Here is a 15,417-nt window from a genome sequence, read left to right as displayed (position 1 = left end):
CAGCTCGTCATTTCCTGTATCAATCGTACCCTGACAGACGAAAATTTCCAGTAAGACTCAATGAAACCTACCCTGCCATTTTGAGTCACTTCTTGTGAAGAATAATTCAGGATGGCTCCTCGATTACATCAATCAGGATAAACCAATATGACATCCCCCGAAGGCCCCAAGCTTTCCAAGCTTGAATCACTCAAAGAAGGCAGCCACCAGCTGCGCGGAACTATTGCTGAAGAACTGCTAAACGAAAGCGACCAGTTTTCTGGCGATTCTCAGCAACTCCTGAAGCATCATGGTACCTACCAGCAGGACGACCGTGACCTGAGAAAAGCCAAGAATCCAGACGGAACCCCCAAAGGAAAGTCATTTAGTTGCATGATCCGAACCCGAGTCCCGGGTGGTAAAGTCACCGCTGATCAATTTCTGGCGGAACTGGATCTCTGTGATAAATACGGCGATGGAACCGTGCGACTGACCACTCGCCAGGGTTTCCAATTGCACGGCGTTATTAAAGGCAACCTGCGCGCCGCCATCAAGGGAATCAACGAGACCAAACTGACCACCCTGGCCGCATGTGGCGATGTAAATCGTAACGTGATGGCCTGCCCTGCACCATACAAGAACAACCTGGTCTTCGATGCAATGCAGAATATGGCATATGCCCTTGCTGAACACCTGCGACCCAAAACCACTGCCTACTTTGATCTGTGGGTTACTGACGAAAATGGCAATACAACCAACGAGGCGGATTTCCAGCCAGTTGAAGAACCGATTTATGGTAAGACCTATCTGCCGCGTAAGTTTAAAATCGGGATCGCACTGCCGGAAGACAACTGTGTGGACATCTTTACTCAGGATATCGGCCTGCTGGGAATTGTCGAAAGCGATGAAATCATCGGCTACAATTTCTACGTGGGTGGTAGTATGGGAGTCACACCGAGTAAGAAAGACACCTACCCCGCTCTGGGCAAACCACTTGGCTTTGTTCCCAACGATCAGGTTCTGGCAGTCGCGGAATCGGTCGTCAAAGTTCAACGTGATTTCGGGAACCGCGAAGATCGGAAACGGGCCCGTATGAAATATCTGGTGGATGATCTGGGGATTGAGAAATTCCGCGAAAAAGTTGCTGAGTACTTCGGTTCTGAAATTGCAGACCCACGCGACGTGCAAGTGACCGGCATAGACGATCATATGGGTTGGCATGAGCAGGGGGATGGTAAGTTGTTCCTCGGCGTCAACATCGAAAACGGACGCATCAAAGACGAAGGAAATCTCAGGATCAAAACTGGTCTGCGAAAAATTTTCGAAACATATAGACTGAATGCCCGGATCACTGCTAAGCAAAGTGTAATTTTCTGTGACGTTGATCCCGCAGACAAGAAAGGTATCGAACAGATCCTGTCAGATCACGGTATGAAACGAGCAGATGAACTGACACTCATTCGTCGCTTCTCCATGTCCTGCCCGGCACTTCCCATGTGTGGCTTATCAATTACAGAGTCCGAACGGGTCATGCCCGATCTGATTACAGAATTTGAAGAAGTACTCAACCGTCTGGACCTGCAAGATGAAAAGATCTCCGTCAACATGACTGGCTGCCCCAATGGCTGTGCCCGTCCATATATTCCGGATATCGGACTGGTTGGCAAAGCTGTTGGCAAATATACGGTTTTTCTGGGCGGTAGTTCGCTGGGAAACCGACTGGCCTTCATTTATGACGACCTCGTCCCTCTGGAAGAAGTCACGCCCCGCTTGTCACCGATTCTGGAGTTCTTCAAAGAAGAACGTCAGCCCGGCGAAGCCTTTGGTGACTTCTGTCATCGAATGGGAAAAGAAGCATTACAGGAAAAAGCTGGACTGGCTGCTAAATAATCAGAGAAATCCAGTTCCGGCGGAGTATTTTACTGAACCTCTGCCCGCCGGAGCTGTCTTTGATTTTGACAAATTCAATCGACAACGGGTTGACCATGGTCGATTGAGCAGGTAAATTGTCAGTGAAATCAGGCGGTCCAGACCGCCCCGTTCTATGCAGATGAAGAATCAAAAAGTAATGCAAGTACACAATCTACTAAACCTGAACCTGCTACGAAGCCTGCTTCTACGAGCCAGGTCTTAGGTTCTTTGTACGATTGTTAATCAAAAACAGCGAAACCCTGAGACCAGATCGGCCTCAGGGTTTTTTATTTTGCCTGCTGGTACTATTCTGGTCTCTCATTAGCCCCCTGATCGGGAGCGGAAATTGACTCACGGAGAAAACCAATGTCCAATGATACAGTAAAGATATTCGACACCACCTTGAGAGACGGTGAACAGTCGCCTGGCTGCAGTATGACCACCTCGGAAAAGATGAAAGTCGCCCGGGAACTCGTCAAGCTGGGGGTCGATATCATTGAGGCAGGCTTCCCGATTGCCTCTCCCGGCGATTTTGAAGCAGTTCAAAAAATTGCTAACGAGTTCGGCGATCAGACCACCATTTGTGCGCTCGCCCGCTGCCGTAAAGAGGATATTGACCGAGCCTGGGAAGCCTTGAGAGAAGCAAAACAATCGCGGATTCACGTCTTCCTCGCCACCAGTTCCATTCATCGTGAACACAAATTGAAAATGAATAAAGAACAGATCGTGGAGACAGCGGTCGAAATGGTCAAACGTGCCCGGGATTACTGCCCGGATATCGAATTTTCTCCGGAAGACGCCGCCCGCACCGAGAAAGACTTTCTCTGTGAAGTGGTGGAGCGGGCCATCGAAGCCGGAGCCACCACAGTCAATATACCCGACACAGTCGGCTATGCGACACCTGCCCATTTCCATGATGTGATCACCACACTCAAAAATAACGTTTCCAACATTGATCAGGCCATTATCAGCACCCACTGTCACAATGACCTGGGACTCGCCGTCGCCAACAGTCTGGCCGCTGTGGAAGCTGGAGCCCGTCAGGTTGAATGCACCATTAACGGCTTAGGCGAGCGGGCTGGAAACTGTGCATTGGAAGAAGTCGTAATGGCTTTAAAAACCCGTGCGGACTATTACAGCGTGCACACAAATATCAATACAAAACGCCTGTATCCGATCAGCCATCTGGTCTCGACGGTGACGGGGATGTCTGTCCAACGCAATAAAGCGATTGTCGGAAAAAACGCATTCGCTCACGAAGCCGGCATCCATCAGCATGGCGTCCTGCAGGAACGCACGACTTATGAAATCATGGCGCCGGAAGATGTTGGTTATGTTGGTACCAATCTGGTTCTCGGCAAACACAGTGGCCGTCATGCATTTCGCGATCGAATCCAGTCATTGGGACATACTCTGGACGATGAAACGTTCGAACGCATCTTCAATGAATTTATCGCACTCGCAGACAAGAAAAAGGAAATCTACGATTCTGACATCGTGGCTTTGATTGAAAATCAGGTCACCGATGCACCGGAGAAATGGAAAATCGCCCGCTTCCACACCTCCGCCGGGACGGGTACTATCGCAACGGCCACGATCGAACTGGCAGATGAAACAGGCAAAATCCACTGTGATGCTGCTACCGGCGATGGCCCCGTAGATGCTGTTTTCCGTGCTCTGGAACGTATTTCAGGTATCACTGCAGTACTGGATCAATACCATGTCGGCAGTGTTTCCAGCGGTAAGGACGCCCAGGGAGAAGTGCGTGTGGAAGTTCGCATTAACGGCGAATTATTCACCGGCCGCAGCGTCAGTACGGACATTATCGAATCCAGCGCGAAAGCCTATCTGCAGGCCATCAACAAAGCTGCAGCAAAACTGGAAAACTGAGTACGCTCTGTAATCAACTTAAGCTCCAAATGACCACTCACGATCCTGAATCAGTATCCCGAAACTTTAAAGGCAGAACCATCGTTCTCGGCCTGATCATCTTCGGTTTACTGATGTCAGGATCGTTGTATGTATTCCAGACGATCAATACTTATCAGTTCGCCGATACTCAAAATGCGCTGGCAAAAGCATTCCCCCACTCGCGCCCCCGTGTTGAGGGGGGACGACTCAAGGGAAAACAGGAAAATCCGCTGACCTTCCGCGTCACCATGGCGGTTTCTTTTAATCCACATCAACAGGATGAGGAAATTCAAAAGATGACCGAACGCATTCTGGAAATTGCTTCCGAGAACCTCACTCTGGAAGAATACGAGCAGGCAGAACTGCACTTCTATCAGGCGGTTCCCGAACAGAAAATCATCATGCGCGATGTGACGCTCGATATAAAATCCTGGATGAATCAGAACTAAGTCCCCTGTTCATGAAACAGACAGGTGTGTCGCATAATCCGACCTTGCTCAAGGGCAAAATCGCCTGTCGATTTCATTGAATCGGTTTTTCCAGCTGAAAAACAGCATTTTTTTGCGAAGCGAGATATTTCACACCTCTGGCACAAGCATTGCGTTATCGGGGGATGCCTGTCGAATTGAAACCTCAACGGAATTTCTTTCGAGACTCAATGCGAACTGATGCTTCCCTCCAGCCAGAGTGATGACGCCCGTCTTAAATTGGCTGGAGGGTAAGCCGTTTCAAACCAACTGCCCAGGCCCGATAGAAATTCTAAATTAACCAACGCCCCCTGCTGCGATCGCAGTACCCTTCCGTATCGATTCTGATCAGGATATCATCGAACTTTCAGATGTTTCAGGTATCCTGCTTATCTCAGTCTCCGGTCGGTTATGTTTCCCATACAGAAAAACTTAAAACGCCCGCCAGTCTTCTGGTCCGTGATCGGTTTTCTACTGTTATTTCAATTCTGCCTGGGACTGTACTCCGCAAGACAGCTGAGTGTCACTCATGATGAATACTGGCACCTGCCCGTCGGATTTCTGAGCCTGGAAACAGGCCGTTTCGACTATGATCGGCTCAATCCGCCGTTGATTCGCAGCTGGTCTGCACTTCCTTTACTGCTGACCGCTGCGAAGAGTGGATCGCCGGAACTTTCATCTGACCCGGCCGATTATGGCGATGCCTTTCTGGAAGCAAACCCGGAAAACTATCAGCATTACTATTTTCTTGGTCGCTGTATGATCCTGTTACTGGCTTGTGGATCTGGTCTGTTGCTGGCAGTCTGGACACGCGAGCTGTTTAATTCTCTGGCAGCCTGTTTCGCGGTTTTTCTGTGGGTGCTGAGCCCCAATATCCTGGCCAGTGCCGCGTTGGGAACTCAGGATCTGGCAATCACAGGTTTCTTTCTGGCCGTGCTCTACTGCGGCTGGAAGTTTGCGTATTCGCCCTCCGTGAAGTGGGCACTGGTGACAGGAGTCGTCTTAGGTCAGGCTCAACTCACCAAGTATACGGCGATTCTGTTAGTGCCCATACTACTCATCCAGTGGATTCTCGTGAGGTATCAAAATCCAGAAGTCCAGGATCGACCAGCCAGAAAAACAGTCGTACTCCGTTGGGGAATTCTCGTACTGTCCAGCCTGTTCATCCTGAATGCCGGTTATCTGTTCCATGCTACATTACAGCCTGTGAGCAGTTTTCAGTTTCAAAGTTCTGAATTAAAAGCACTGAGAGCACTACCTGAATTCCTGCAGATCATGCCACTGCCCATTCCCCGCGATTATCTGATGGGTTTTGATCTTCAGCGTTTTATCATGCAGCAATCACATCCTACTTTTCTGGACAATCAGTGGGAGGAACATGGCTTTCGCTCGTACTACCTCTATGTGATGCTTTACAAATTGCCCCACGGTTTTCAGTTTCTGATCGTGATTGCTATCTACAGTTGGTTCAGGCAGCCCCGCTTACTCGACCGACGCACTCTGGCCGTCCTGCTCACACCTGTTGTGCTTCTACTCTGCATTGCCAGTCTGTCCAACAATCAACTGGGCCTGCGATATGTTCTGCCAGTCTTCCCGTTCCTGATTCTGTTGTGTGCTCCCCTGATTGATCAGCTCGATTTCGATCAGCATAAAATACTTTCCTATCTGATCATCATTGCCATGCTTTCTCTGCCACTCTCTCTCCGGTATGCACCAGATCACCTGGCCTACTTTAATGAACTGGCAGGCGGACCCGAACTGGGAGATAGTCATCTTGTCGATTCGAACATCGACTGGGGTCAGGATCTGTATCGACTGCAAGACTACCTGAAACGGCATCCGGTTGATGACCTGAAGCTGGCTTATTTTGGCACAATTCATCCCGGTAAACTGGGCATCAAATACGAGTTACCTGCTGAGTTTCGCCCGGTCCCCGGGAAATATGCCCTTAGCGTCAGTATTCTGCAGGGGCGCCCGTATACACTCCGAAGACAGGATGGCAGCCGTTATAACCTGCAACACGATGCGCTGGGTTTTTTCAGGTTTTTTGAACCTAAAGCGCAACTCGGTTATTCGATCAACTTTTATGATCTCACTGCGGAGGATATCGACCGCTGGCAGACTGCTGTGAGGCAGGCCAATCGAGGAATGCTCGCCCCTTAATATATTCAATACAGAAACGGAAACGCAGGATTTTCACGCGTCAAAGGGAACACGGGTGGTTGCTTCCAGCCCGGAGTCGCGAAGTAATTCAAAATACTGTTCGCGGGTATTGATATTCCTTAGTCCTCGTAACTGGGGATCAATACGTTTCAACTCTTCCACATCCAGAAATGCACTGTTGGCACGCTCTGCCAGATCAATTGGACGTTGCAGACCAGCTTCCAGCATTTCTTCTATCATTCCTGCCAATGATGTCCGGTAGACAGCGGCAAGTGGATGATACCATTGACCTTCCCTGACCATGGCCAGATCATGCTCTGTCAGTTTTGAGAGAATGGCGTGGATCATGTCTTTTTGTATCAGAGGCGTATCGCAGGCAGACACAAAAGCAGCCTGACAATTGAGTTCCAGTTCACGCAGTCCCAGTGCAATTGCCGGAAGTGGCCCGGCTCCCGGCTTTTCATCAAAGACAACGCGAACCGAATCCGGGATGTCCGGCAATTCCTGGTCTCGGGAAGCCACGATGATAACAGGAGACACAACCTCAGACACGATTCGAATCACGCGCTGTAGCATCAGCTCTGGCCCTAACGGTAACAACGCTTTGGGATAATTCATTCGCAAGCTTTCGCCTCCACAAAGAATGACCCCGCCGACTTTGATCTGGTTGTTTGTATTTGACATACTCACCCGAGTCACTTACAAAATAAACATCTTAGACTGTGTCCATTATTTCTGGAGCGTGTCCAGGTCCATTTGGATCGAGTATATTGGATTGACAGACGCTATGGTTAAATGTGATGCGATCTAGTTACAGTTTAACAATTTAACGTGAAGTGAATTGAATAATGAGTGATCAAAATTCTGAACAGGAACCATGGTATCGTGATGGCCTTCACTTTTCCTGCACTCAATGTGGTAATTGTTGTACGGGAGCGCCTGGTGTTGTCTGGGTTGATGAGACGGAAATCAAGGCGATTGCAGAATTAACGGGAAAAACGACAGGAGAAATCCTGTTGATGCATACGCGTCTGTATGGCGGAAGACGTTCCTTAACTGAATATGCCAACGGTGATTGTACTTTCTTCGATCCGCAAAAGCGCTGCTGTACGATCTACGAAGCACGACCAGCTCAATGTAAAACCTGGCCCTTCTGGAATTCCAATCTGGAAAGCCGTGAGAGCTGGGAGGCACTTTCTCCGGACTGCCCGGGCGCAGGTAAGGGAAATTTTGTCAGCTTTGAAGAGATACAGACACAGGCTGCAAAAACAAACTTGTAACGCCCAGCATTAAATCACGTTACAGATCACAAATCCCTCAGGATGATTTTAGAATCACCCTCAACCGAATCGCACACTCAACTCCAAGTCAATTCTCAGGCACGCAATTTTCTTTCCGCCTCGCTATCAAATGCCGTTTATTAAGTATGTATTTTTAAAGAGTTTGGAACACTGAATCTCCATGGATCCGAAGTTTCAGCCCCTCTTTTTCCAAATTCATCTGAAGATTGTAAAAAAAAATCCATGTTATTATTTGGGAACAATAACAAGACTGCGAGTTTTCCAGAACCTCGCTCCGCCTCGACATGCAATTAATCGTAAGTCATTATATATAAATACTTACAACAATTATCCACCAACAGAATTCGGACAAAGTTCAATTTAAACTGCTGTTGTTGTTTTACCTCGTTTTAGTGAATTCTTGTCTAATACGACACCGTTTCAAAGCTGTGACCAAAGATCGGTCTTGACTTACTGTTCAATTGTGGGAAATAATCTATTGTGACACTAAGTCGTGTAACCCATTACAGTTGAGACGGCTCTAGAGTGCCCAGCGGAAGGGCGTAGCTGTCCGACGGCTTCTCAAAATTGGGAGAACCCAGTCGTGACGAAAAAAGAGATTGTCAAAGTGATTTCGGAAGAGATTGGTCTGACACAACTCAAAACAAAAGAGATTGTGCAAAAAACGTTCGATGCGATTGTTGATACACTTGTTACAGACAAGCGTATTGAACTCCGCAATTTTGGCGTCTTTGAAGTCAAAAAACGAGCAGCGCGGAAAGCCAGAAATCCTCGCACAGGTGATCGTGTGGACGTTGAAGAAAAATACGTCGTCACATTCAAACCTGGTAAGGAGATGGAGAAACGAGTTCGGAATCTGGAGGAAGAAGCAGCCCGCTTAAATGCTGCCGCTTCTCAACCTTCAGTGAGTCCCCCTGCAGCTTCGGCCCCACCTCCAGCTCCACCGAGCCCAGGTGCCACGCCAGGAGCACCTTCTATGGGAACTTATAACAACGGTTCCTACAGTTCAGGATCTCAACATACTCCTTAGATCTGCTCTCCCAAGACTTTATTGTTGAAAGAACTGGTATGAAATTCATCATAGCCGGTCTGTTTTGAGGTACACAAACAGACCGGCTTTTTTATTTCCGGGCTGACTTTCAAAAGTGAACAAGCGCCACCTGACACCAGCAAAAAACGGCTCTTTTGATAATTGAAACCACCAGCTTCATTCGGATTACCAAAATAATTGGAATAATCCGCATTTTTTACCAAAGTCACCTGATCTGAATGTCGATAAAACGACCTAGAGGAAATTAAAAGCGGCATTTATAATCCTGCCTCTCCAACCTCCTCTCTTCACAATTCAGCACTTTAACCCCTTCGATATCGGTTTGATGCCTTTCATTCAATGGTTTGAATTAAGGGATCGTTGCCTGGGATCAAGACCAGCAAATATGGCACGACCATATCATGGAGAAAAAAATGCGTAAGTTCCTATTGGCCAGCATGTTAATTGCAGTATCCCTCACTCAGGTTGGATGTGTGGTTCCTATCTACTCATCTTCACGAGATGATCGTGCTCGTCAATTGATTTTCCAATCAGAAAGTATGCGGCACATTCCTAAAATCTGGGAACGAATCTGGGGCCTCGACATGCCTGATGTGGCGACCCCTTACCGTACCCATGGTGGTGTTATTTAGCACTCAAAGCTCGGGGACATTATCGCAAGTCGTTTGACTGGATCGACTCCATTTAAACTGACTGACGCTTAAATACTCAGAAGCTGCCTGGAAATTGTTCCTGGCAGCTTTTCCTGCTATGGGGATCATTCTTTTCCTGTCCCACTTAACTGGTTCTCAACATCCGGTAACGCTAAGATGTGATTCAGCGGATTACCCGCCCTGACTTAATCGTGCCCTGGTTTGAGAACAGACCTCAGAAGAGCCTGACAGCTGATCTGGCTGACTTCGTTTTGATTAAACTGAATGATCACGTAGCCGCTGGCTACATGGACCTGACTGAATGAACGCCCCGACCCAAACGGACCCTCTGGCGATTACCCTGAACCGCCTGCATCTCAAAAATCCCATTCTCGTAGCCTCGGGAACATTTGGGTACGCCAAAGAAATGTCAGCCTTCCTGGATTTTTCCCGCCTGGGAGGCATTATCCCTAAAACGATCACCACCGAGCCACGCATCGGGAACCCTCCCCCCCGTACCGTGGAGACCAGTGCCGGCCTGCTTAATTCGATTGGTCTGGACAATGACGGAATTGATCTCTTTCTGGATAAACATCTGAATTACCTCTCCTCGCTTGAAACCGCCCTGATCGTCAATATTGCCGGACGCAGTATTGATGAAATGGCCGTCATGGCCTCCAGGCTGGATCAATTTAAGGATCAGATCGCCGCCCTCGAACTGAATATCTCCTGTCCGAATGTCAGCGGTGGCGTCGATTATGGCACCCAGCCGGAACTGACCGAAAAAATGCTCAAGCAGGTTACGGAAAGCTGCCAGTTACCGATCATCGCGAAGCTGACCCCCAACGTTACCAGCGTCGTTGAAATCGCACAGGCTGCTACTGCAGGTGGCGCAGATGCGGTCTCTCTGATCAATACCGTACAGGGAACCGCCATCGACTGGCGCCGTCGCAAACCGATATTGGGGGGCATTTTTGGAGGCCTCAGTGGCCCCGCGATCAAACCAGTCGCATTACGAGTTGTCTGTCAGGTAGCTCGTGCCGTTGACATTCCGATTATTGGAGTCGGTGGCATTGCCAACATTGATGATGTCATGGAATTCATCGTCGCTGGTGCATCAGCCGTTCAAATTGGGACCGCTAACTTTTACAATCCGGGCCTCGCGGCACAGCTGGTCAGCGAGCTGGAAGAGATTCTCGTTTCCGAAAAATGCTCTCATATCAGTGAACTTGTTGGCTCGCTGAAGTATCCAGAACGATAGCACAGCTTACTTTTCTGTTTAGATTCAGAACCGCCGATCAAAATACTCACAGTCAAATTACTTATAGTTTTAAAAACAATATAGAAAATCCTTTCATGCGAGTGCTATCTGGAATCCAACCGACGGGCCGTTTCCACTGGGGAAATTATTTTGGCGCGATCAAACAATACATTGATCTTCAGGATAATGAACAGGCTTTCTATTTCATCGCTGACCTGCACGCTCTGACCACGATCCGGGATGGCAAACGTTTACAACAAAACACTCAGGAAGCGGCCATTGATCTCCTGGCGCTTGGACTGGATCCTCAGAAAGCCACCCTGTTCCGCCAGTCAGACGTTCCCGAAGTGACCGATCTCACCTGGATCCTGATGACAATCACTCAGATGAGCCTGCTGGAGAAATGCCACGCCTACAAAGATAAGAAAGAAAAAGGGATCGCCGCGGATGCAGGGCTGTTTACTTACCCTGTATTGATGGCAGCCGATATTTTGTTGTATGACAGTGATCTGGTTCCTGTTGGACAGGATCAGATTCAACATGTCGAGGTCACACGCGACCTGGCACAGCGCTTCAATTCGCTGTTTGGTGAAACGCTGATCCTGCCCGAATCGCGCGTTCTGGATACGTCCGCCAAGGTGCCTGGCATTGATGGCGAGAAGATGTCCAAGAGTTATAAAAATGTGATTGAAATATTTGAGGATCCCAAAAAACAGCGCAAGAAAGTCATGTCGATCAAGACCGACTCAGCTGCTCTGGAAGATCCTAAAGATCCCGAGACCTGTGCTGTCTATGCCCTTTACAGACTCTTTGCCAGTGAAGAGCAGCAAGCGGAACTGGCTCAACGCTACCGTGCCGGGGGCATGGGGTATGGAGAAGCTAAACAGGCTGTGCAGGACGCTGCTCTGGAGTACTTCGGCCCGGCCAGAGAACGGAGAGAACAGCTTGCAGCAGACACCGATACCCTGAATGATATTCTGGCGGAAGGTGCCCGCAAGGCCAGGGAAAAAGGGAAACAGGTACTGGACCGGGTTCAGGCTGCCTGTGGTCTGGGTTCAAAACACTTAGCAAAATGAAACTGACAGTATGATGGATCAGTCAGCAGAATCCCAACCCGAGTCAACCAGTTCCAGATCCGGATTTATTCAATGGTTCTGTATCGGCCTGGTCTTGATCACGGCGCTGTCAATCCTGGCGGTCCATCTGCCAGAACGCCTGAAGTTATTGCTCGTCTTTTCCGTCGTTTATGGAATGATTGCCGGTGCCCTCCTGACGACACTGGCGTTCAAACTGGGGCTTTCCGTAAAGCGGTCTCTGCTCGTCGCAATTCTCTGCTTGACGGTCTTTGGCCAGTCGCTGGTCCTCTATCTGTCTCATCAGCGCTACAAAGAGGCAACGCTGCAGCAATTCAAAATGGACAAGACTTCATTGATGCTGGAGCACACGCTCGCAAAAGGCGAACCGCCTGCTGATCCCGCTTCTCGCAAACAACACGAAGAATTTCTCAAGCAGTTTGAAGCCGCCAAACAGGAACGAAGAGACAAAGAACAGCAATTACTGGCAATTTCATCGTACCTGCAACATCGCATCTCCTCGATTGCCCGTCTGGAGACTCCCTGGCCTCAACTGTTCTGGTTGATCGAACTGGTACTCTGCTGCGCGGCAGCTATCTGGGCCAGCTTCCAGGTACCTCGCCCAAAATTTCCCGATTCCCCGGAGCAAGCTTCCCCACTGGACGAGAGTTGAATCGGGCTGTCACACCTGATAGCCTGATATTCTGAGATACCGCTTTCTCAACTGCTATCACTCCTTCCAGATAAGGGTCTGGCTGAATGCACTGTCCTGCTTTGAGAGTATCCCTGCTGTTGATTCTGCTGATCGCTCTAAAGGGAGGAGCAGTCAGAGCCAGCGACTGGCCGATGTGGCGTCTCGACCCAGCCCGTTCCGCACACACAGAACAGAAACTGCCGGAGTCACTCCACCTGCAGTGGGTACATCGACTTCCGCAACTGGAACCGGCATTCAAAAATGAACGACTGCAGTTTGACGCCGGATATGAACCGATTGTCAAAGACGGCATTCTGTTTTACGGCTCTTCCCACACCGACAGTGTGACTGCCCTTGATCTCAAAACGGGAAAACAACTCTGGCAGTTCACGACAGATGGCCCCGTTCGCTTTGCCCCGGTCGCCTGGAAGGACTCTGTTTATTTTGGTTCCGATGACGGCTGTCTCTACGCAGTCTCTGCTCAGACCGGAGAACTGCAGTGGAAATTTCGAGGCGTTCCTTCGAGGCGGCTGATTCTGGGTAATCGACGGCTGATTTCTGTCTGGCCGGTTCGGGGAGGCCCCGTCATCGAAAATGACACGGTTTATTTTGCAGCAGGAGTCTGGCCTTTCGAAGGCGTATTTGTTTATGCCCTCGATACAGCAACCGGAAACGTCAAATGGGTGAATGATCGCCTGGGATTCCTGTATGGGCAACACCCCCATGCAGCAGAAGCTTTTGGAGGCGTGACACCACAGGGCTACCTTGTGATCTCCGACAACGAGTTGATTGTTCCCTGTGGTACCGCGTTCCCGGCTCGACTGAATAAACAGACGGGAAAACTGATTGAGTTTGAATTACCCAAACCGGGGCGCACACCAGGAGGCTGGTTTACAGCCGCCGGCAAGGCAGCGCGACGAGGCGAAACAGAGGTCACCACACCTGTCCTGCAATTCGACCGCGACGTCAATTCCGCCCGTCATGAAAATGGCCAGAACTACGGGCCCGATGGAAAACGTGGGCTCAGGCAGCAGATTCATCTCGGTGACCAGAACCTTAAGTATCAGACCCCCATCCCGGGAGTAGAAGGCACAATCCACTCTCTGCTCGTTGCTGCAGATTATCTGATCGCCGTCACTCTCGAAGGCAGTATTTATTGTCTGGGCCCGGAGAAAACGACTCCCGTCACTTATGAATCCACCATTCTGAAAGTAACCGCAGAACGATCCGAAAAGCCACAAAACGTTCCATTGCCGGCGATGTTTTCTGACCAGCTTCAGGCGGGTGGTTATGTCTTCATGGCAGGGATGCCTGATGCCAGTCTGCTCAACACACTACTGACACACTCACAGTTGCATGTGATTTTTCTTCAGAATCATAGCGGAATGATCAATTCCTTGCGTCAACTCTATCGCGAACGTGGGAACCCCAGTTCAAAACTGGCTTTTCTCTCTGATTCGCTGAATGAATTGGAACTCCCTGCTTACTTTGCTCAGACGATCATCGCTGCTGAGCCCGTTTATTCTGGTCACAAATCCTACTCAGACCTGGTCAACCAGCTTTATCCATCAGTTCGCCCCTACGGTGGCAGACTGATCGTAAAAAGTTCTGAAGCAGACCATCAAAAAATGGTCGCGGAGTTCAAGACGCTCTCTCAGGTGAAAATCTCACGGATTGACGATTATTCGATATTTGAAAAAGTCGGCGCCATCCCCGGATCATCCAATTATACCGGAGGCTGGTCCAGTCCGGATGAACTTGTGAAAGCGCCTGTCGGAGTGCTCTGGTATGACGACAGCGTGGGAAATTTTAAACGTGCTCCTCAACCATTGTTTTTTGACGGAGTCATGATTTCGCATTCAAAATACTGGCAGGGTTACCCCGCCGGAATTCGCCCCCCCTACAAATTACTCGCCCCCCAGTTCGCTGACGTCTATACGGGAAGAAAACTGGATGCCACCCAGGCGGAATTACTGACCACAGAACTACCAACGCTGGACCAGACCCAGAAACAACCCAGTCAGTATCGTCCCCCTTATCAGAAAAATGACTGGAGCCCGGCGCCTCCCGTCATCGGCGAACGCACCAACCCACTCACTGGCAAAACAGAACCACGGGCTTTCCCCAAGAGCTATGGCTGCGATGGTGGTGTCGACTACAGCTACCTCTACACCATGCGTTCCGGAACAGCAGCGTTTTACGACAAGCGCGTTGAAAGTGGAACGATTCATATCAGTGGTCCCCGCTCGGGCTGCACCAACAGCATCGTCCCCGCCAATGGACTACTTAACGTCCCTTATTATTTCCAGGGATGTACCTGCAGCTATCCCCTGCCGGTCGGACTCTCTTTGATTTCCATGCCCGAGACTCACGAGCAATGGATGGTCTGGGGGAAAAGTGAGGTACAGCAGATTCATCGCGTTGGTTTGAACTTTGGTGCGCCCGGCGATCGTATGACCGACAAAGGCACACTCTGGCTGGATACTCCGAGCGTAGGTGGCCCTTCTCCGGAACTTGATCTGAAACTCGCTCCTGAAACATTGAAAGCTTTCTATGAGCATTCTCTCTGGATTGAAGGAGGACAAGGCTGGCCGTGGGTCGGTGCCTCCGGTATCACCGGGGTCCGTGAGATCAGATTGAATCAAATCAAGAAGGGAAACTACACGGTACGGCTCTATTTCAGAGAACCTGAGTTTACGAAGGTCGGGCAGCGGGTCTTCGATATTTCGCTCAATGGAAAACCTCTGATCAGCCAGCTCGATATTTTTCAGGAAACACAATCCAGCCAGAAGGTACTGGTACGAGAGTTTTCACAAATCCAACTGGATCATGAATTCAACCTCATCTTAACCGCTCAGACGGGAGAGCCAGTGCTCTGCGGGCTGGAACTGATTGAAGAGGGCCTGCCAGTCGATTCCATTGTGGAACTCCCTTCCCGAAAACAGGAACTACTCACAAAACCCTGACGCAGGCA

12 protein-coding genes are annotated in these 15,417 nt (G+C 49.6%); 10 read left to right on the top strand and 2 right to left on the bottom strand.

Going from position 1 to position 15,417, the window contains the following annotated elements:
- Positions 1-147: 147 nt before the first annotated feature.
- From ACN0YN_RS25345 to ACN0YN_RS25330, 4 genes are all read left to right on the top strand, one after another.
- Entirely contained in the window at positions 148-1,869 is a 1,722-nt protein-coding gene (locus ACN0YN_RS25345; RefSeq protein WP_417387824.1) for an NADPH-dependent assimilatory sulfite reductase hemoprotein subunit, read from the top strand.
- A 387-nt stretch (positions 1,870-2,256) separates the two neighbouring features.
- On the top strand, positions 2,257-3,780 hold the full coding sequence (locus ACN0YN_RS25340; RefSeq protein WP_417387823.1) for a 2-isopropylmalate synthase: 1,524 nt from the start codon (positions 2,257-2,259) through the stop codon (positions 3,778-3,780).
- Positions 3,781-3,809: 29 nt separating this feature from the next.
- Positions 3,810-4,250: a hypothetical protein gene (locus tag ACN0YN_RS25335; RefSeq protein ID WP_417387822.1), complete on the top strand. Its 441-nt coding sequence runs from the start codon at positions 3,810-3,812 to the stop codon at positions 4,248-4,250.
- 429 nt (positions 4,251-4,679) lie between these two features.
- Complete coding sequence (locus ACN0YN_RS25330; protein WP_417387821.1) at positions 4,680-6,431, top strand: ArnT family glycosyltransferase; 1,752 nt, start codon at positions 4,680-4,682, stop codon at positions 6,429-6,431.
- A gap of 33 nt (positions 6,432-6,464) precedes the next feature.
- On the opposite strand, the gene mobA is transcribed toward ACN0YN_RS25330, so the two are convergent.
- Entirely contained in the window at positions 6,465-7,115 is a 651-nt protein-coding gene (gene mobA, locus ACN0YN_RS25325; RefSeq protein ID WP_417387820.1) for a molybdenum cofactor guanylyltransferase, read from the bottom strand.
- A gap of 164 nt (positions 7,116-7,279) precedes the next feature.
- Here mobA and ACN0YN_RS25320 point away from each other — a divergent pair, with 164 nt between their 5' ends.
- Together ACN0YN_RS25320 and ACN0YN_RS25315 are read left to right on the top strand one after the other, a co-directional pair.
- Positions 7,280-7,711, top strand: coding sequence for a YkgJ family cysteine cluster protein (locus ACN0YN_RS25320; RefSeq protein ID WP_417387819.1), 432 nt, complete (start codon positions 7,280-7,282; stop codon positions 7,709-7,711).
- Between the two features lie 604 nt (positions 7,712-8,315).
- Positions 8,316-8,762, top strand: coding sequence for an HU family DNA-binding protein (locus ACN0YN_RS25315; RefSeq protein WP_002647650.1), 447 nt, complete (start codon positions 8,316-8,318; stop codon positions 8,760-8,762).
- Here ACN0YN_RS25315 and ACN0YN_RS25310 read toward each other — a convergent pair.
- Positions 8,759-9,040: a hypothetical protein gene (locus tag ACN0YN_RS25310; RefSeq protein ID WP_417387818.1), complete on the bottom strand. Its 282-nt coding sequence runs from the start codon at positions 9,038-9,040 to the stop codon at positions 8,759-8,761. The genes ACN0YN_RS25315 and ACN0YN_RS25310 overlap by 4 nt on opposite strands.
- Positions 9,041-9,737: 697 nt before the next feature.
- Between ACN0YN_RS25310 and ACN0YN_RS25305 the strand changes: the two genes are divergently transcribed.
- The 4 genes from ACN0YN_RS25305 (at position 9,738) to ACN0YN_RS25290 (ending at position 15,409) form a co-directional block, all read left to right on the top strand.
- A complete protein-coding gene (locus tag ACN0YN_RS25305; protein WP_417387817.1) occupies positions 9,738-10,676 on the top strand; it encodes a dihydroorotate dehydrogenase in 939 nt (312 codons plus the stop codon).
- Positions 10,677-10,771: 95 nt separating this feature from the next.
- Complete coding sequence (gene trpS, locus ACN0YN_RS25300) at positions 10,772-11,752, top strand: tryptophan--tRNA ligase (protein WP_417387816.1); 981 nt, start codon at positions 10,772-10,774, stop codon at positions 11,750-11,752.
- 10 nt (positions 11,753-11,762) lie between these two features.
- The gene (locus ACN0YN_RS25295; protein WP_417387815.1) at positions 11,763-12,422 is read left to right on the top strand and encodes a hypothetical protein; all 660 of its coding nucleotides are present in this window, start codon (positions 11,763-11,765) and stop codon (positions 12,420-12,422) included.
- Positions 12,423-12,508: 86 nt separating this feature from the next.
- Positions 12,509-15,409, top strand: a complete 2,901-nt coding sequence (locus tag ACN0YN_RS25290; protein ID WP_417387814.1) for a PQQ-binding-like beta-propeller repeat protein — start codon at positions 12,509-12,511, stop codon at positions 15,407-15,409.
- The last annotated feature ends 8 nt before the right edge of the window (positions 15,410-15,417 follow it).

Origin of the sequence: Gimesia sp. (assembly GCF_048260065.1) — a bacterium.
GTDB lineage: Bacteria > Planctomycetota > Planctomycetia > Planctomycetales > Planctomycetaceae > Gimesia.
This window is presented reverse-complemented; position numbering and strand designations above follow the sequence as displayed.

Excerpts from the sequence above, each read along its gene's own strand:
- ACN0YN_RS25290 (WP_417387814.1), top strand. The coding sequence starts at position 12,509 with ATGCACTGTCCTGCTTTGAGAGTATCCCTGCTGTTGATTCTGCTGATC.
- ACN0YN_RS25305 (WP_417387817.1), top strand. The coding sequence starts at position 9,738 with ATGAACGCCCCGACCCAAACGGACCCTCTGGCGATTACCCTGAACCGC.
- ACN0YN_RS25340 (WP_417387823.1), top strand. The coding sequence starts at position 2,257 with ATGTCCAATGATACAGTAAAGATATTCGACACCACCTTGAGAGACGGT.
- ACN0YN_RS25310 (WP_417387818.1), bottom strand. The coding sequence starts at position 9,040 with ATGCCGCTTTTAATTTCCTCTAGGTCGTTTTATCGACATTCAGATCAG.
- ACN0YN_RS25335 (WP_417387822.1), top strand. The coding sequence starts at position 3,810 with ATGACCACTCACGATCCTGAATCAGTATCCCGAAACTTTAAAGGCAGA.
- mobA (WP_417387820.1), bottom strand. The coding sequence starts at position 7,115 with ATGTCAAATACAAACAACCAGATCAAAGTCGGCGGGGTCATTCTTTGT.
- ACN0YN_RS25320 (WP_417387819.1), top strand. The coding sequence starts at position 7,280 with ATGAGTGATCAAAATTCTGAACAGGAACCATGGTATCGTGATGGCCTT.
- ACN0YN_RS25295 (WP_417387815.1), top strand. The coding sequence starts at position 11,763 with ATGATGGATCAGTCAGCAGAATCCCAACCCGAGTCAACCAGTTCCAGA.
- ACN0YN_RS25345 (WP_417387824.1), top strand. The coding sequence starts at position 148 with ATGACATCCCCCGAAGGCCCCAAGCTTTCCAAGCTTGAATCACTCAAA.
- trpS (WP_417387816.1), top strand. The coding sequence starts at position 10,772 with ATGCGAGTGCTATCTGGAATCCAACCGACGGGCCGTTTCCACTGGGGA.
- ACN0YN_RS25330 (WP_417387821.1), top strand. The coding sequence starts at position 4,680 with ATGTTTCCCATACAGAAAAACTTAAAACGCCCGCCAGTCTTCTGGTCC.